This window comes from Candidatus Allofournierella merdavium, assembly GCF_944382735.1.
In the GTDB taxonomy this organism is placed as follows: Bacteria; Bacillota; Clostridia; order Oscillospirales; family Ruminococcaceae; genus Allofournierella_A; species Allofournierella_A merdavium.
Genome location: NZ_CALWND010000004.1, coordinates 141174 through 158294, shown reverse-complemented (window position 1 = coordinate 158294; position 17121 = coordinate 141174). Strand labels below are relative to the sequence as shown.

The following is a 17121-nucleotide window of genomic DNA, read 5'->3' as shown; positions in this document are numbered from 1 at the left end:
GCCGCATACACTGAACAAAGCAGGCGCCAAAGGGCCCATCGACGGCCGGCGGGGCGTTTTCGCGGCACAAAAAAGAAGCGCCCTTTTTGGCGAAATAGCTGAAAACAATCGCCCAATCTTGACAGTCGCGGTGAAATCAGCTATACTTTCAAAATTAGGATGCGCGCATTGCAGCGCCCTTTTTTTTGGGCCTGCGGCGTGGTGGCGCGCTGCCATCCTGAGACTCAAAACGCACGTCGGTGCGAAAACATTATCGTTAGGGAGCAATCAAAGCCATGAGCATGAAGGAAATTGTGATGACCCGCGCCGGTCTGGAGGCGCTGGAAAGCGAGCTGGAGGAACTGAAGACGGTCCGCCGCAAGGACGTTGCCGAGAAGATCAAGGTGGCCCGCGGCTTCGGCGATCTGTCGGAAAACAGCGAGTACGACGAGGCGAAGAACGAGCAGGGCTTCATCGAGAGCCGCATCGCCCAGCTGGAGGCGATGCTCAAACACGCCCGGGTCATCGACAACGACGAGCTCTCGCTGGAGCAGGTGTCGGTGGGCACCCATGTGAAGATCGAGGACGAGGACGGCGAGGTGGAGGAGTACGACATCACCGGCTCCACCGAGGCGGACCCGCTGAACGGCAAGATCAGCGACGAGAGCCCGGTGGGCGCGGGCCTGCTGGGCAAAAAGGCGGGCGAGACCGCCGAGATCACCCTGCCCAATGGGGCCACGGTGGCCTTCAAGGTGGTGGAGATCACCCGCTCCGCCCTGTAAACGTGGTTTTTGGCCGCAAAACACAAGGAAATTCTGCAAAAACAGGTGCCACGGCACCTGTTTTTGTGTTATAATAAGCCTTACTGTAGACAAGGGCCGCACCGGCGGCCGTTTTATACCGCAAAGGAGAGAATAGAATGGCACAGACGAACCAGACCCCCGCGGACGCCGGGGAGATGACCCAGCAGGAGTACAGCGAACTGGTGGCGATCCGCCGGCAGAAGCTGGCGGAACTGCAGCAGGCGGGCAAGGACCCCTTCCAGATCACCAAGTGGCCCCAGGCGGACTTTGCCGCCGAGGTGAAGGCCAGCTTCCAGGACCTGCCGGAGGACGCCGCGCCGGAGCAGCACCGCCAGGTGTGCATGGCGGGCCGCATCATGAGCAAGCGGGTGATGGGCAAGGCCAGCTTTGCCGATCTGCGGGACACCACCGGCAACATCCAGATGTATGTCAAGCGGGACGACGTGGGCGCCGATGCCTACCAGGAGTTCAAAAAGTATGACATCGGTGACATCGTGGGCGTGCGGGGCTATGTGTTCCGCACCAAGATGGGGGAGATCAGCGTCCATGCTACCCAGGTGGTGCTGCTCTCCAAGAGCCTTCTGCCCCTGCCGGAGAAGTTCCACGGCCTGAAGGACCAGGAGACCCGCTATCGCCAGCGGTATGTGGACTTGATCGTCAACCCCGAGGTGCGCCGTACCTTTGAGGTGCGCAGCCGGTTCATCCGCTTCATGCGCAGCTATCTGGACCAGCGGGATTATATGGAAGTGGAGACCCCGGTGCTGAACACCATCGCCGGCGGCGCGGCGGCCCGCCCCTTCATCACCCATCACAACACCCTGGACATCGACATGTACATGCGCATTGCCACCGAGCTGCCCCTCAAGCGGCTCATCATCGGCGGCATCGACCGGGTGTACGAGATCGGGCGCATCTTCCGCAACGAGGGCATGGACCCCAAGCACAACCCCGAGTTCACCACCGTGGAACTCTACCAGGCCTACGCCGACTTCCACACCATGATGGACATCGCCGAGGACATCCTCTCCGGCGCGGCCAAGGAGATCCTGGGCACCTACCAGGTGGAATGGCTGGGCGAGAAGGTGGACCTGACCCCCGGCTGGCGCCGCCTGACCATGGTGGACGCGGTGCGGGAGTACGCCGGTGTGGACTTTGGCGCCATCACCAACGACGCCGAGGCGGTGGCCGCCGCGAAGGCCATCGGCGTGGAACTGGCGGACGCCGCCGAAAAGACCTGGGGCAACGCGCTGTACGCCTGCTTCGATCAGAAGGTGGAAGGCCAGCTGGTGCAGCCCACCTTTATCACCATGTATCCGGTGGAGGTCTCGCCGCTCACCAAGCGCAGCCCGGCGGACCCCCGCCTCACCGAGCGGTTCGAGCTGTTCATCTGCCGCAGCGAGCTGGCAAACGCCTACTCCGAGCTCAACGATCCCATCGACCAGCGCCAGCGCTTCGAAAAGCAGGTGGAGCAGCGGGAGCGGGGCGACGAGGAGACCGAGATGATGGATGAGGATTTCCTCACCGCCATGGAGTACGGCATGCCTCCCACGGGCGGCATGGGCATGGGCATCGACCGGTGCGTCATGCTGCTCACCGGCAGCGCCTCGGTGCGGGACGTCATCCTCTTCCCCACCATGAAGCCGCTGGACAAGCCCCAGAGCGCCCCGAAGGCGGACGCGCCTGCCGCAGCGGCCCCCGCCGCGGCGCCCGCTGCCGAGAGCGCGCCCATCGACTTCTCCAAGGTGGAGATCGAGCCGCTGTTCACCGAGTTCGTGGATTTTGAAACCTTCTCCAAGTCCGACTTCCGGGCGGTGAAGATCAAGGAGTGCACCGCGGTGCCTAAGAGCAAGAAGCTGCTCAAGTTCGTGCTGGACGACGGCACCGGCACCGACCGGGTCATCCTCAGCGGCATCCATGAGTACTACGAGCCGGAGGAACTGGTGGGCAAGACGGCCATCGCCATCGTCAACCTGTCCCCCCGCAAGATGATGGGCATCGACTCCTGTGGCATGCTGATCAGCGCCGTCCACCAGGAGGAAGGGGAGGAGAAGCTCCACCTGTTGATGGTGGATCCCCACATCCCCGCGGGCGCGAAGCTCTACTAAAACACAAAGGGCGCCTCACGGGGCGCCCTTTTCACGCGGGCCGCGGCACCGGGCCGCGGCCAAAGGAGGAGGAGAGCCATGAAGACCGGCCTTGTGCTGGAGGGCGGCGCCATGCGCGGCATGTTCACCGCCGGCGTGCTGGACGTGTTCCTGGCTGCCGGCGTGCACGCCGACGGGGTGGTGGGCGTCTCCGCCGGGGCGCTGTTCGGGGTGAACTATCTCTCCGGCCAGGCGGGGCGGGCGATCCGCTACAACAAGCGCTATAACCGGGACAAAAACTACATGGGCCTGCGGCCGCTGCTGAGGGAGGGCAACCTGTTCAGCACCCGCTACGCCTACGACCTGGTGCCCCGCAAGCTGGACCCCTTCGACGACGACGCTTTTCAAAAAAGCGGCGTGCCCTTTTACGCGGTGGTCACCGACGTGGACACCGGCCTGCCGCGGTACATCCGGGTGACAAGCGTTTTTGAGCAGATGGACGCGCTGCGGGCCTCCGGTTCCATGCCCTTCGTCTCCCGGCCGGTGCTGCTGGACGGGCGGCGATACCTGGACGGCGGCGTCTCCGACAGCATTCCCTTCCGATGGATGTCCGCCCAGGGGTACGACAAACTCATCGTGGTGCTCACCCGGGAAGAGGGCTACCGGAAAACGCCCATGAACCCGGCGCTGCTGCGGCTGCTGGGGATGCGCAGCCCCGCCCTGGCCCGGCGGCTGGCCCGCCGCCACGACGATTACAACCGGGCGCTGGAGGAACTGGAGCGCTGGCAGGCTGAAGGGCGTGCCTTTGTGGTGCGCCCCTCCCGCAAAACGCCCATCAGCCGCATCGAGACCGACCCGGACAAATTGCAGCAGGTCTACGACCTGGGCCTTGCGGACGGAAAGGCCTGCCTGCCGGCGCTGCGGGCGTATCTCGCCCGGCGGTGAGCGCCCTCCCGCAGGAGGCGGGCCAACGGGCCGCGATGGGATCAGGCGGCAGATCTGCCGCGGAAAAGAGAGGAATGGACCGAGCATGAAAATCATGGCAGTGGACTACGGCGACGCCCGCACCGGCCTCGCGGTGTGCGACCGCACGGAATTTTTGTCCAGCCCCATTGGGCAGATCGAGGAGAAGAGCATGGCCAAGGTGGCGGAAAAGATCATCTATGCCAGCCGGGAATACGACGTGGGGATGATCGTCATCGGCCTGCCCAAAAATATGGACGGCACCGAGGGCGCCCGGGCGGAAAAGACCCGCAAGATGGCGGCCCTGGTGGAGCTGGGGGCGAAGGTGCCCATCGTCTTTTGGGACGAGCGCCGCACCACCGTCACCGCCGCGGCCCAGCTTTCCGAGGCGGGCACCTTTGGCAAAAAGCGCAAGGGCAAGCTGGACGCGGTGAGCGCCGCCGTCATCCTGGACAGTTTCCTTGCCTGGCGAAAGAACCACCCGGACAGCGCCGCGGGCGCGCCGACCGCGGAGAGGTGACACGGTGCAAAAACAGAGCCTTTGGGGCCGGCTGCTGAAGCTGCGGGTCTCGGAAAAAACAGCCTGCATCCTGCTGGGCGCGGCGCTGGCGGTACTGGTGGCGCCGTTGCTCTGGCTGGGCCGTTACGATGTGCCCTGTTACGATGACTTCAACTTCGCCCTGGATATCACCGCCGCCTGGAAGGACACCCACTCGCTGCTGGCGGTGCTGGGCGCGGCGTTCGCCCAGGTCGCCCGCCTGTACCGCGTGGCCCAGGGCACCTTTTCCGGGCTGTTGCTCATGAGCCTGGGCCCCTTGACCTTTGGCGAGGGCTGGTATGCCCTTGTGCCCTGGATCATGCTGTCCGCCCTGTGCGCCGGCACCGCCTTTTTTTTCTGTACCCTGTTTGAAAAGGTGTTCGGTGTGAGCCGGCCCGCCGCCCTGATCGCGGCCTTTCTCACGCTGATGCTCCAGATCGAACTGGTCCCCGACGCGGCCCAGTCCTTTTACTGGTACAACGGTTCGGTGTATTACACATTTATGTACGCGTTGAGCCTGGCGCTGTACGGCCTGCTCATCCGGCTGGTGCTGGCGCGCACGTCCGCCCGCCGCGGGGCGCTGACGGCCGTCTGCACGTTGCTGGCCGTGGTGCAGGGCGGCGGCAATTTCGTGTCCGGGCTGGTGAGCGCGCTGGTGCTGGCCGGGCTGCTGGCGGGGCTCGCGCTCAAAAAGCATCCCGCCCTGCGGTGGATGCTGCTGCCCGCGGCGGCGTTTGCCGCAAGCTTCGCCGCCTGCCTGCTGGCGCCGGGCAACAACGCGCGGCTGGACAATTACGCCTGGCAGCCGGACGCGCTGCTGGCGCTGCGGCTGGCCCTTCGGTTTATGTTCTCCGAGGCGAGCCGCTGGCTGGGGCTTCCGGTACTGCTGGTGATGGCGCTGCTGGCCCCCGTGTGCTGGCACGCGGCGCGCAGGAGCCGCTTTTCCTTTCCGCTGCCCGGCCTCGTCTGGATCGGCTCGGCGGCGCTGTATGGCGCGATGTATTGCCCCAGCGCGTACACCGAGCTGTCCTTCGGGCCCAAGCGGATGTACGACATCATCTTTTACGGTTTTATCCTGCTGTGGATGGTGGACTGGTGCTACCTTGTGGGCTGGCTGGCGGCCCGGGACCGCCGTTCCCGGACAGAGCAAGACGTCGGCGTGCCGACCAAAACGGTGCCGGTACTGTACTCGGTCTGCATTGCGGGCGTGTTCGCCCTGATGGCGTTGATGGTCGGCAACACCCACCTGAGCGACCAGGAACCGGTCTACTCCTTCACCAGCCTGGAGGCGGTGTTCTCGCTGCGCAGCGGCGAGGCCGCGGCTTATCACGCCGCGTTCCAGCGCAGGCTGGAACTGTTGAAGGACCCCGCGGTGGAGCAGGTCCGGCTGGAAGAGTATCCCACCAGGCCCGCCCTTTTGTATGTGGATGACCGCCAGCAGGAGATGGCGCGGTACTACGGAAAAGAACTGATCCAGGATTAAGACCCGGAGAAAATCGGAGAAAAACACGGGGACCGGTACCGGCCCCCGTGTTTTTGCGCATCTGCGCGCAAAAAACGGCGGAATTTGATCTTTGACTTACCCAAAGCCCTCCAAACGTGCTATAATAATAGCATAGTATTCACGGTGAGACCTCGAGCGGATCGGGTCAGCGAAAGAAGTTCGGTTTGACGGATACAGACGGCAGCGGCGCGGCGGCGCCTGGGCGAAAGATGGAGGACAGAGATGTTTGAAACGGGAAGTCTGATCGTGTACGGAAATTCCGGCATCTGCCGGGTGGAGGGGGTCTCCATGAAACCCCAGCTGGAGGGCGGCGGGCAGGCCATGTACTATACGCTGACGCCGGTGTTCGGCAGTGGCACGGTGTACACCCCTGTGGACACCAAGGTGTTCATGCGCCCTGTCATCAGCGGAGAAGAGGCGCGGGACCTGATCCGCCGCATGCCTGAGATCGAACCGGGCTGCTGCGACGGCACCGACCAGCGCACCCTGGCGGAACACTACCGGGGCCTTTTGCACACCTATCAGTGCGAATCGCTGGTGAAGATCATCAAGGCCGTCTACCAGAAGGGCAGACAGGCCGCCGCCCGGGGCAAAAAACTGGGCAAGACCGACCAGCAGTTTATGAAGCGGGCGGAGGAACTGCTCTACGAGGAACTTTCCCTGGCGCTGGAAATGCCCAAGGATAAGGTAAAGGATCACATCCTGCAAACGCTGGAGCCCGCCGCGCAATAAGAAAGGGGAAACGATGGGTCTGAAAAAAGCAATGCAGGTCCTGTGGGCCTGCGCGGCCGTGACGCTGTTGCTGCTGGTGCTGTTCCTGCGCTTTGAAAACACCGTGCTGCTGGCCCTGCTTTTGGGGGCTGGCTGTGTGACCGCGGTCATCTGGGTCGTGTTCATCCGCTGCCCCCACTGCGGGGCGCACCTGGGCCGGGACGTGGGCAAGTATTGCCCCCACTGCGGCAAGGAGACCGGCCTGTGAAGCAGGCAAAAAAAGAGCCTTCCCTGTGCGGGGAAGGCTCTTTTCGATTTCAGTGGCAGAAGGATTCCACCGGCATTTCCGGCGGGGGATTGGTGAGTTTGGAACCCAGGGTCATCTGGCTGGAGTAGAGGCTGTAGTTGCCGCTGAGCAGGTAACTCACCGCGCACACCAGCAGATAAAGCAGCAGCGGTTCGGCGCCGAACAGCTCCACCCCCAGCAGGATGCTGGCGATGGGGCAGTTGGTCACCGCGCAGAAGGTGGCCACCAGCGCCAGCGCCGCGGCAAGGCCCGGGTCCAGCCCCAGCAGCGGGCCCACCAGGCACCCGAAGGTGGAACCCACAAAGAAGGTGGGCACGATCTCGCCGCCCCGGAAGCCGCAGCCCAGGGTGATGGCGGTGAGGATCAGTTTGAACAGGAAGGCCGCCGGATGCACCAGCTGCCCCTCGGTGATGGCGGCCTCCACCACGTCCATGCCCGCGCCGTTGTAGGCCCGGCTGCCCACCGCCAGGGTGAACAGGATGATGAGGGCGCTGCCCACCAGGATGCGCAGATACTGGTTCTTCAGCTTTGTCTGATAGAGATGGCTGGCGGTGTGCATGGCCACGCAGAACAGGATGCCCAGCGCCCCGCAGCCCACCCCCAGCAGCAGCGCCCGCCAGGAATTGTCAAAGCTCAAGGCCGCCGCGCCGCGCACCGCAAAATGCTCGGGCACCGTGCCCAGCGCCACGGCGGTGCCGTAGGAGACGAGGCTGGCCAGGGCGCAGGGCAGCAGCGCCGAGTGGTACACCACCCCCACGCAGATCACCTCGATGCTGAACACCGCCGCCGTGAGCGGGGTGCCAAACAGGGCGCTGAACACCGCGCTCATGCCCGCCAGCACCATCACCCGCTGGCTGCGGCTGTCCAGCCGCAGCTTTTCGCCCAGCCAGCCGCCCATGCTGCCGCCGATCTGCAGCGCCGCGCCCTCACGGCCCGCGCTGCCGCCCAAAAGATGGGTGATGAAGGTGGCCATGATGATGAGCGGCGTCAGCCGCAGCGGCGCGCGCCTGCCCTGCTGGGCGCTCTCCAGCACCGCGTTGGTGCCCCGCTCGGTGCCCATGCGGCAGGCCCGGTAGACGAACACGATCACAAGGCCGCCCACCGGCAGCAGGTACAAAAGCCAGGGGTTCGCCTGGCGCATGCCGGTGGCCCAGCGCACCAGGTGGAAAAAGGCCGCGCCCACCGCGCCGCAGGCCACGCCGGCGATGCCCGCGCACACCAGCCACATCAAAAATGTTTTTGAATAGGGCTCGAGCCCCAGTTCCCACTGCCGCAGCAGCCGTTCTTTTACACGCATAAATCCCTCTCCTCCATAAAAAAGACCTTTCTTATCATAACACAGCCCGTCAAGCCGTCAAGCCCGGCCTTTCAAAACCGGGAAAATGTGCTATAATGTAGACGTCGTATAAAAAACCAACAGGAGAGGAACTGACACGATGAAACAGGGCTTTCAAAACAGCGAGCAGGCGGCGCAGATGATGCAGTTCCGCTGCCCCCGGTGGGAGCAGCTGCCCGGTATCGCGCTGTATATGGACCAGGTCACCGGGTATCTGAATGAGGTGTTTGCCCCGCTGTGCCCGCCGGGGGAGGAAAAGGTGCTCACCAAGGCCATGGTGAACAACTATGTCAAGCAGAAGGTGATGGCTCCGCCGGCCAACAAAAAGTACGGCCGCACCCATGTGGCGCAGCTGCTGGTGATCTGCGCCCTCAAACAGGTGCTGAGCATTCAGGAGGTGGCCCGGATGATCCGGATGCAGGCCGAGGTGTGCGAGATGCAGCGGGCCTACGATTATTTCTGCGACCAGCTGGAGACCGCGCTGCAGCAGGCGGCCGCCGGCGAGGCCCCCGCGCCGGTGAACGATGACGACCGGCTGGTGGTGATCCATGCGGCCCGGGCCTTTGCCAGCAAGGTGTACCTGCAAAAGCGGCTGGTGTTCGAAGACCGGGCGGAGTGAGGCGGCGTCCCGCGGCGGAGGAAAAAGGAATGCTGGAATACAGAGTGGACGACAAAGCGCTTTGCGCGCAGCGGTTCATCGAACTTGCACAGCAGGTCTGGCCAGGGGAGTACGATGTGGAAAAGACCCGCCGCGCCCTCGAACGCACCATCAACATCACTGCCTGGGACGGCACGAAACTGGTGGGCTGCCTGCGCATCCTCACAGACGGCTGCTTTTTCGGCACCATCCCCGAGGTACTGGTGCTGCCCCGGTATCAGGGGCAGGGCATCGGCTCGGCGTTGCTCCGGCTTGCTAAGCGGACCACGCCCACCCTGCTCTACTTTGGGGCGCAGCCGCAGGCGGAGAAGTTCTATGAAAAGAACGGATGCACCGCAAGCCTGCGCGCTTTTGAGATACGCCCTGAAGGATGAGACAAAGCGAAAAAGAAGGCCCCCGGCCGCGCTTAAACGCACGGCCGGGGGCCTTTTGCTATGGAGAGAACGTTTTCAGGCCAGTTCGCTGCGCACCAGTTCGGCCAGCTCCGTGGCGATGGCCTGGATGAGGGCCTCGTCCTGGCCCTCCACCATCACCCGGATCAGCGGCTCGGTGCCGCTCACCCGCACCAGCACTCGGCCGGTATCGCCCAGCTGCTCCTTCTTTGCGCGGATGGCGGCCTTGATGGCGTCGTTGTTGTAGAATTCCAGCTTGCCGGCAGCGCTCACCTTCACGTTTTCCATCACCTGCGGCAGCCGGGTCATCACCTGTGCCAGTTCCGACAGGGGCTTTTGGCAGCGCTTGAGCAGGCACAGCAGCTGCAGCGCCGTGAGCTGGCCGTCGCCGGTGGTGGCGTAGTCCCGGAAGATGATGTGGCCGCTCTGCTCGCCGCCCAGGGTGTAGCCCTCCTGTTCCATCTCCTCCAGCACATACCGGTCGCCCACCTTGGTGGCGGCGAAGTGCATGCCGTTCGCCTCGCAGAAGCGGGCAAAGCCCAGGTTGGTGAGCACGGTGCCCACGATGGTGTTCCGCCGCAGTTTGCCCCGCTCCAGCATATCCAGCCCGCAGATGGCCATGATGAAGTCGCCGTCCACCACTTCGCCCTTTTCGTCCACGAACAGGCAGCGGTCGGCGTCGCCGTCAAAGGCCACGCCCGCCACAGCGCCGGGGGTGGCGCGCACCTTTTCGCACAGCGCCTCCATGTGGGTGGAGCCGCAGTTCTCGTTGATGTTCACCCCGTCCGGCGCGGCGGACAGGATCTCGGCGTCCGCCCCCAGCTGGGCGAACAGCTGCCCGGCGGTGGCCGAGGCGGAGCCGTTGGCGCAGTCCACCAGGATCTTCATCCCCTCCAGCGAGGTGGGGATGCTGCTCTTCAGGTGCTCCACATAGTCCCGCACGGCGGTGGTGCAGTGGCTGATCTGACCCAGGCTGTCGCCGGTGGCCAGGGAAAAGCGGTTCTTCTCGATCAGGGTCTCGATCTGGTCCTCCAGATCGTCCGGCAGCTTGAAGCCCTCGCCGCCGAAGATTTTGATGCCGTTGAAGGGGAAGGGGTTGTGGCTGGCGCTGATCATCACGCCCGCATCCGCCTTGTACTTCATCACAAGGTAGGCCACGGCGGGGGTGGGCACCACCCCCAGGTCGATCACGTCCGCCCCCACGCTGCACAGGCCGGCGGCCAGCGCGGCGCCCAGCATATCGCTGGAGATGCGGGTGTCCTTGCCCAGCACCACCAGCGGGCGGCGCCGTCGCCCGTAGGTGAGCACGGTGGCCGCCGCGCGGCCGATGTTCATGGCGAGCTCGCAGGTCATGTCCTCGCCGGCAATGCCCCGCACGCCGTCGGTGCCAAATAATCTGCCCATGTGAAATGTCTCCTTTCAGCGGGTCAAACCCGTTTGGCCAGCTTGCCCGGCCCTTTGTAGATATACCCGGCGGGCACGGTGCCCCGCACGCAGCTGGTGGGATACACCTGGCAGCCGCGCCCCAGCACCGCGCCCGGGCACAGCACGCTGTTGCAGCCCACCTCGGCGCCGTCGCCCACCAGGGCCCCCAGCTTTTTGCGGCCGGTGGCCACCTGTTCGTCGCCGTTCTTCACCACCACCAGGCTCTTGTCGCTCTTCAGGTTGCTGGTCACCGCGCCGGCCCCCAGATGGGCCTTGCAGCCCAGGATGGAGTCGCCCACATAGTTGAAATGGGGCACCTGCGCCCCGTCGAACAGGATGCAGTTTTTCAGCTCCACGCTGTTGCCCACCACGGCGCCCGCGCCCACCAGCGCGCTGCCCCGGATAAAGGCGCAGTGGCGCACCTCCGCCCCGGGGCCGATGATGCAGGGCGCGCCCAGCAGGGCGGTGGGGGCCACCTTGGCGGTCTTTGCCACCCACACCCCCGGCTGGGGCTGGTCGTATTCAGCGGCGGGCAGGCTCTCGCCCAGCCTGGTGATAAAATCCTTCAGCTCGTCCAGCACCTGCCAGGGCCACTCCTTGCCCTCAAACAGGGGGGCGGCCAGGGTGCGGGAGAGATCGAACAGTTCTTCGGTGCGGCAAAATTGCATAGCGCACGCTCCCTTCCAATGATTCTGCTATCCATCATTATATGAGACCGGCGGCAAAATAACAACCCAAAAATACAAAAACTGCGGACGAAATGGCAATATATGGCGGTATTCACGAAATTCATCCGCAAAAACCGCGAAGCGGTTGTGGTGTTTTTGGGAGAATTTGCACGATCGGTGCGCACAAAAGGTCTCACAGGGAGGAAAAAGAGCGACAAAAAAGGCGGGCCGCCCGTTCGGGACGGCCCGCCTTGCGGAAGTTATGGGTTCCGGTCCGGCTGTTTGAGCCCCACCACATAGCGGATGCGCCGCCAGTAGACCAGCGAGGAGACCACCGGGGCCACAAAGTCGGAGATGGGCTCGGCCACGAAGGCGGCCATGGCGCCGAACCAGATGGGCAGCAGGAACAGGGGCAGAAAATAGATGCCCTTGCGGAAGAAGGAGAGGGGCAGGGAATACTGCATCATGCCCATGCCGGTGAAGCCGTCCACAATGGTGTACTGCACCGCCAGCGGGATGATGCCCAGGGTGTAGATGCGGATGGCCTGCACCGCCAGCCGGGCCACCTGTCCGTCGCCGGAGAAGATGGACACAAAGAGGCCGGGCGCCCCCTGCCCGATGAGGAACAAGAGGGCAGTGTAGCCAAGGCAGAGCAGAAGGATGAATTTCTGGGCCTGAAGGATGCGCCCGGGCTGGCCCGCACCGTAGTTGTAGCCCAGGATGGCCCCGGTGCCGCCGGTGATGCCGCCCAGGGGCATGGTGACCACCAGCATGAAACTCTGGGCGATGGTGGCCGCCGCCACCAGCAGGTCGCCCTGGGCCGCGCCGCCGTATTTTTGCAGCAGGGAGTTGAGGGCGATGATCATCACGTTGTCGAAGGCGATGATGACGAAGGGGGTGAAGCCGGTGGCCAGCACCCGGCCCATGATGCGGGCGCTGTAACCGCCGAAGGTGATGCGGATGGGCGGCCGGCGGCTGAACAGGAACAGCAGCACGAAAACGCAGCTGGCCAGCTGGCTGAGCACGGTGGCCAGCGCCGCGCCGGCCACACCCATCTTCAGCAGAAAGATGAACACCGGGTCCAGCAAAATGTTCAGCACCGCGCCCAGCAGCACCGAGAGCATGCCCTTTTTGGCAAAGCCCTGGCAGATGATGAACTGGTTCATGCCGGTGGAGAGCAGCGCGAACAGAGTGCCCGTCAGGTACACCGTGTAATAGCTTTCGGCGTAGGGCAGGCTGGCCTCGCTGGCGCCGAAGAGCAGCAGCACCGGCCTGCGGGTGGCCAGGGCCAGCGCCATCAGCCCCGCCGCCAGGCCCGTCAGCAGCACAAAACAGTTGGCCAGGATGCGCGCCGCGCCCCCGTTGTCGCCCGCGCCCATGCGGATGCTCACCAGGGGCGAGCCGCCCACCCCCACCAGAAAGGCCACCGAGCCGATCATGGTCACGATGGGACCGCACACCCCCGCCCCCGCCAGGGCCAGGTTCCCCACCTCGGGGATGTTGCCGATGTACATCCGGTCCACCACGCTGTACAAAACGCTCACGAACTGCGCCAGCATGCTGGGCAGTGCGATGCGCAGCACCAGCCGCCGGATGGGGTCGCGCCCCAGATCGTTTTCCATTCTCACACAAAACACCGCCTTGCGGGCGCAGAGAGCGCCGGACGCGTTTCCCCGCCCGGCGCGGCGCCGCTTATTTGTAGATCTTCTGGAGGGTGAAGCCCCGGCCGTGCACCTCGTTCACCGAACTGATGACGATGAAGGCCTGGGGGTCGGTCTCCAGCACCAGATGGTTCAGCTTGGCCAGTTCCCGGTTGGTCACCACCGTCAGCAGCATATCCCGCTCGGTGCCGGTGTAGCCGGTCTGGGCGTGCAGCACGGTGCAGCCCCGGTCCAGCACCCGCAGGATGATGCGGCGGATCTCGTCGTTCTTTTCGCTGAGGATCTTCACCTGGATCTTGGAGTGGCCCAGCACCGCCACCTTCTCCAGGATGACGGTGTACAGCAGCACCAGCAGGATGCCGTAGAGGATCTGCTCCTTGTCGGCAAAGACCATCTGGCCGATGAGGATGACAAAATCCAGCAGATACATCACCACGCCCACCGGCAGGCCGAAGTACTTGTTCAGCACGATGGGGGGGATGTCCATGCCGCCGCTGGACGCCCCCGCGCCGATCACCAGGCCGATGGCCACCCCGATCAGCACCCCGGCGAACACGGTGCCCAGCATGGGGTCCCGGGTGAAGCCGTCGATGCCGGGGATGCGAGCGAACAGGTCCAGAAACAGCGGGTAGCAGAAGGTGGACAGCGCCGTGTTGAAGGCGAACCACCGCCCCATGGCCAGCGCCCCCACCGCGAACATGATGACGTTGGAGACCAGCACGAAGCCGGCCACCGGCACGTCCAGCCAGTAGCGGGCGGCCAGCGCGAGGCCGGTGGTCCCGCCGGTGATCAGCCCGCAGGGCAGCACGAACATATCCACCGCCAGGGCGTACAGGGCGTTGCCCAGCAGCACCATCAACAGATTTTTGACCCGTGTGGGCACCAGCGGACCCTTCACAGGCGATCCCTCCCCTCGACGCACTGCACAACAGTGCTATAATAAAGCGAAGAGCGGCAGGCGTTTCGCCTGCCGCTCTGTCTGTTCGATTTCGTTTGGCCGCAGCCCATCCGTCCCACCTGCCCCGGGGCCGCGAAAAGCGGCCCGCTTTTGTTACTCAGTATTGCACAGCGGCGCGGCGATTGCAAGCCCCGGCAAAAAAAGTTCGGCGTTTTGCCCCGAAACCCCGCGGGGCACAACACCGAACTTTGGCAAATCGCATACGCCGTCAGCGCAGCATGGCGCTCTGGTTTACAATATAAGTGCTGTACAAAAACAGCACGTCCTGGTCGGCGAACTCCAGATACTGCGGCACCAGGCCGCTGACCATATAGCGGATGTCCACCAGCGTCACCCGGCAGTACTGCCCCAGCAGCAGCGGCACAAGGCTGCTGGCGTAGGAGTCCCGGAACACCACCAGCTCCCGGTCGGTGGCGGCCAGCGGGCTTTCGATGGTGATCAGGGGGCTGGCCCCGCTGAGAAACACGTCGTAGGGCACATCGGTGGAAAGGCGCGCGGTGTCGTAGACGGCGGTGAAGTCCGGGTACTGATAGTTGTCGCACACGGCCGCGTCGGTGACGCCGCTCACCAGATAGGTGAGGGATTCCGGTTCGTTTGCGCCGTACTTGCCGTAGGCGCCGATGAAGCCTTCCACCGTCACCGGGTCGAAGTCGTCCAGGTCCACCGAAAAGCCCATCGCCCCGCCCAGCGCCTCCAGCACGGCGGAAAGGCGCTCCTGCCGCCAGTGGCTGTCGGTGCGATAATAGTCCTCCAGGGCGAGGGCCCCGGTCAGGTCGATCTTTTCGATGCCGCTGCCCGCCAGCCCCCCGTCCGCCGCGGCAAAGAGCGCGGCGTAGTCGGTGGCGGGCTTCACCTCGCCGGGCAGGTAATAGCCCTTGTCCGGCACGATGGCGTAAAAGGCGCGGTTTTGCCCGGTGAGCAGGTCGGCCTTCAGCGCCTTCAGCTTTTCGGCAAAGCGGGAGGCGCTGTCCGTGTCGGCCCGGCCCAGCGCCTCCACCCAGTGCCCTTTGGCGGTGTAGATGCCGTTTTCATCCGGGCGCACGCCGGGCGCGAACAGTCCCCCCGCCGCCGCCAGGCCCAGCAGCGCGGCGGCCGCGAGGCAGAGCCCCGCAGCCGCGAGCCCAACTTTGCGGTTCACGGCTTACTGCGCCAGGGCGGTGAAGGCCGCGTGCAGCTGGTTTGCCAGATCGGTGCTGGCCATGATCAGGATGACCTTGTCGCCCGACCGGTCCACGATCTTGCTCTCGGCCTCCACACAGACCCACTTGCGGGGGTTGGCGTTGGCCTCGATGTCGGCGGCCAGCTGCTCGGCTTCGTCGGCGCTGTTTGCCTGCACCAGGCAGACGGAGAAGGGCACCGAGCTCATGGCCGCCTCGGCGTCGATGCCGTCGGCGTAGCGGTCGCGGGCCACGCCCAGGTTGTACTCGGAGTTCTCCTCGGTGAGCGGGGCGTACTTCTCGCCGCCGTTCAGGTCGGCGGGCAGCAGCATGGGCAGCTGGTCGGCGGGCGCGCCGGCCAGCACCGCGTCCATGATCTCGGTCAGGCTGCTGGCCATGGTCACGCCGGCGGCGGTGGAGCCGGAGGCGGCCTGCGAGGCGGGCGCGGAAGAGGGCGCGGAGGAAGAGGGAACGGAGGAGGGCGCCGACGAAGAGGAGGGCGCGGAGGTGCAGCCGGCGAGGGCGGCCGCGGCCAGGATAGCGGTGATGGTCAAAGCAAACTTTTTCATCTGTATAACTCCTTGTTTTTGAAAATATGCGGCCTGCTTGGGGGTAGTGTTCCCGGGCCGGCTTAGAATAAACAGCCCAAGGGGCCGGATTATTGCACCGCATATAAAAATTATCCAGCTTTTCTTAAAAATCTCCCCTTGATTCTCCGGGCTTTTTATCGTTATAATAATAACGAATAGGGCGATCTGCCCGCAGATCTCTTTGTTTGACCGGAAAAGGAGAGGATACCAATGGCCAATCGCATCGTGTTGAACACCATTTCCTACCATGGAAAGGGCGCCATCCAGAACATTCTGCCGGAGCTCACCGGCCGGGGCTACAAAAAGGCTTTCGTCTGCTCCGACCCGGACCTCTTGAAGTTCGGCGTGACCAAAAAGGTCACCGACCTGCTGGACGCCGCGGGCTTTGCCTACGAGGTGTACAGCGACATCAAACCCAACCCCACCATCGAGAACGTGCAGACCGGCGTGAAGGCCTTTAAGGCCAGCGGGGCGGACTGCATCGTGGCCATCGGCGGCGGCTCCTCCATGGACACCGCCAAGGCCATCGGCATCATCGCCAACAACCCCGAGTTCGCCGACGTGCGCAGCCTGGAGGGGGTGGCCCCCACCAAGAAACACGCGGCGTTCACCATCGCGGTGCCCACCACCGCCGGCACCGCCGCGGAGGTGACCATCAACTACGTCATCACCGACGTGGAGAAGAAGCGCAAGTTCGTCTGCGTGGACACCAACGACATCCCCGAGGTGGCCGTGGTGGATCCGGACATGATGTCCACCATGCCCAAGGGGCTCACCGCCGCCACCGGCATGGACGCGCTGACCCACGCCATCGAGGGCTACATCACCAGGGCCGCCTGGGAGATGACCGACATGTTCCATCTGGAGGCCATCCGGCTGATCTCCAAATACCTGCGGGCCGCCGTGGCCGGCACCCCCGAGGGCCGGGAGGGAATGGCGCTGGCCCAGTACATCGCCGGCCAGGGCTTCTCCAACGTGGGCCTGGGCATCGTGCACTCCATGGCGCACAGCCTGGGCGCCGTCTACGACACTCCTCACGGTGTGGCCAACGCCATCCTGCTGCCCACCGTGATGGAGTACAACGCCCCCGCCACCGGTGAGAAATACCGGGACATCGCCAAGGCCATGGGCGTGGAGGGCGTGGACGCCATGACCCTGGACCAGGCCCGCAAGGCCGCCTGCGCCGCGGTGAAGCAGCTGAGTCAGGACGTGGGCATCCCCGCCGACCTGAAGGCCATCGTGAAGGAGGAGGACGTGCCCTTCCTCGCCGAGTCGGCCTATGCCGACGCCTGCCGCCCCGGCAATCCCCGGGACACCAGCGTGGAGGAGATCGCCGCGCTCTACCGCAGCCTGATGTGAACCGGCATTCACAACGCGAACAAGCGCC

17 protein-coding genes are annotated in these 17121 nt (G+C 64.5%); 10 read left to right on the top strand and 7 right to left on the bottom strand.

Annotation, left to right across the window (positions count from 1 at the left end):
* The first annotated feature begins 275 nt into the window (after positions 1–275).
* From greA to ACH2A7_RS04220, 7 genes are all read left to right on the top strand, one after another.
* Positions 276–761: a transcription elongation factor GreA gene (gene greA / locus ACH2A7_RS04250; protein ID WP_394960408.1), complete on the top strand. Its 486-nt coding sequence runs from the start codon at positions 276–278 to the stop codon at positions 759–761.
* A gap of 137 nt (positions 762–898) precedes the next feature.
* Positions 899–2887 (top strand): lysine--tRNA ligase, encoded by a 1989-nt coding sequence (lysS, locus tag ACH2A7_RS04245; protein ID WP_394960406.1) that lies wholly within the window; start codon positions 899–901, stop codon positions 2885–2887.
* Between the two features lie 78 nt (positions 2888–2965).
* Positions 2966–3811: a patatin family protein gene (locus ACH2A7_RS04240; RefSeq protein ID WP_394960404.1), complete on the top strand. Its 846-nt coding sequence runs from the start codon at positions 2966–2968 to the stop codon at positions 3809–3811.
* A gap of 85 nt (positions 3812–3896) precedes the next feature.
* Positions 3897–4349 (top strand): Holliday junction resolvase RuvX, encoded by a 453-nt coding sequence (ruvX, locus tag ACH2A7_RS04235; protein WP_394960402.1) that lies wholly within the window; start codon positions 3897–3899, stop codon positions 4347–4349.
* A gap of 4 nt (positions 4350–4353) precedes the next feature.
* Positions 4354–5850 carry a DUF6056 family protein gene (locus tag ACH2A7_RS04230; RefSeq protein WP_394960400.1) on the top strand — a complete coding sequence of 499 codons (1497 nt, stop codon included), beginning with the start codon at positions 4354–4356 and terminating at the stop codon, positions 5848–5850.
* A 243-nt stretch (positions 5851–6093) separates the two neighbouring features.
* Positions 6094–6603 carry a CarD family transcriptional regulator gene (locus ACH2A7_RS04225; protein WP_394960398.1) on the top strand — a complete coding sequence of 170 codons (510 nt, stop codon included), beginning with the start codon at positions 6094–6096 and terminating at the stop codon, positions 6601–6603.
* Positions 6604–6616: 13 nt separating this feature from the next.
* A complete protein-coding gene (locus ACH2A7_RS04220) occupies positions 6617–6850 on the top strand; it encodes a hypothetical protein (RefSeq protein ID WP_394960396.1) in 234 nt (77 codons plus the stop codon).
* Positions 6851–6899: 49 nt separating this feature from the next.
* On the opposite strand, the gene ACH2A7_RS04215 is transcribed toward ACH2A7_RS04220, so the two are convergent.
* Positions 6900–8186: a chloride channel protein gene (locus ACH2A7_RS04215; RefSeq protein WP_394960394.1), complete on the bottom strand. Its 1287-nt coding sequence runs from the start codon at positions 8184–8186 to the stop codon at positions 6900–6902.
* Between the two features lie 139 nt (positions 8187–8325).
* On the opposite strand from ACH2A7_RS04215, the gene ACH2A7_RS04210 reads away from it, so the two are divergent.
* Together ACH2A7_RS04210 and ACH2A7_RS04205 are read left to right on the top strand one after the other, a co-directional pair.
* Complete coding sequence (locus tag ACH2A7_RS04210) at positions 8326–8844, top strand: DUF1836 domain-containing protein (protein WP_394960392.1); 519 nt, start codon at positions 8326–8328, stop codon at positions 8842–8844.
* 29 nt (positions 8845–8873) lie between these two features.
* Positions 8874–9257 (top strand): GNAT family N-acetyltransferase, encoded by a 384-nt coding sequence (locus ACH2A7_RS04205; RefSeq protein WP_394960390.1) that lies wholly within the window; start codon positions 8874–8876, stop codon positions 9255–9257.
* A gap of 75 nt (positions 9258–9332) precedes the next feature.
* Here ACH2A7_RS04205 and glmM read toward each other — a convergent pair whose 3' ends face one another.
* From glmM to ACH2A7_RS04175, 6 genes are all read right to left on the bottom strand, one after another.
* The gene (gene glmM / locus ACH2A7_RS04200; RefSeq protein WP_394960389.1) at positions 9333–10679 is read right to left on the bottom strand and encodes a phosphoglucosamine mutase; all 1347 of its coding nucleotides are present in this window, start codon (positions 10677–10679) and stop codon (positions 9333–9335) included.
* Positions 10680–10702: 23 nt separating this feature from the next.
* A complete protein-coding gene (locus tag ACH2A7_RS04195) occupies positions 10703–11368 on the bottom strand; it encodes a UDP-N-acetylglucosamine pyrophosphorylase (protein ID WP_394960387.1) in 666 nt (221 codons plus the stop codon).
* 260 nt (positions 11369–11628) lie between these two features.
* Positions 11629–12990, bottom strand: a complete 1362-nt coding sequence (locus ACH2A7_RS04190) for an MATE family efflux transporter (RefSeq protein WP_394960507.1) — start codon at positions 12988–12990, stop codon at positions 11629–11631.
* Positions 12991–13060: 70 nt separating this feature from the next.
* On the bottom strand, positions 13061–13927 hold the full coding sequence (locus ACH2A7_RS04185) for a YitT family protein (protein WP_394960385.1): 867 nt from the start codon (positions 13925–13927) through the stop codon (positions 13061–13063).
* Between the two features lie 268 nt (positions 13928–14195).
* On the bottom strand, positions 14196–15125 hold the full coding sequence (locus tag ACH2A7_RS04180) for a DHHW family protein (protein WP_394960383.1): 930 nt from the start codon (positions 15123–15125) through the stop codon (positions 14196–14198).
* 3 nt (positions 15126–15128) lie between these two features.
* Positions 15129–15713 (bottom strand): hypothetical protein, encoded by a 585-nt coding sequence (locus ACH2A7_RS04175; RefSeq protein WP_394960381.1) that lies wholly within the window; start codon positions 15711–15713, stop codon positions 15129–15131.
* Positions 15714–15944: 231 nt separating this feature from the next.
* Between ACH2A7_RS04175 and fucO the strand changes: the two genes are divergently transcribed.
* The gene (gene fucO, locus ACH2A7_RS04170) at positions 15945–17093 is read left to right on the top strand and encodes a lactaldehyde reductase (RefSeq protein ID WP_394960379.1); all 1149 of its coding nucleotides are present in this window, start codon (positions 15945–15947) and stop codon (positions 17091–17093) included.
* Positions 17094–17121 lie beyond the last annotated feature (28 nt).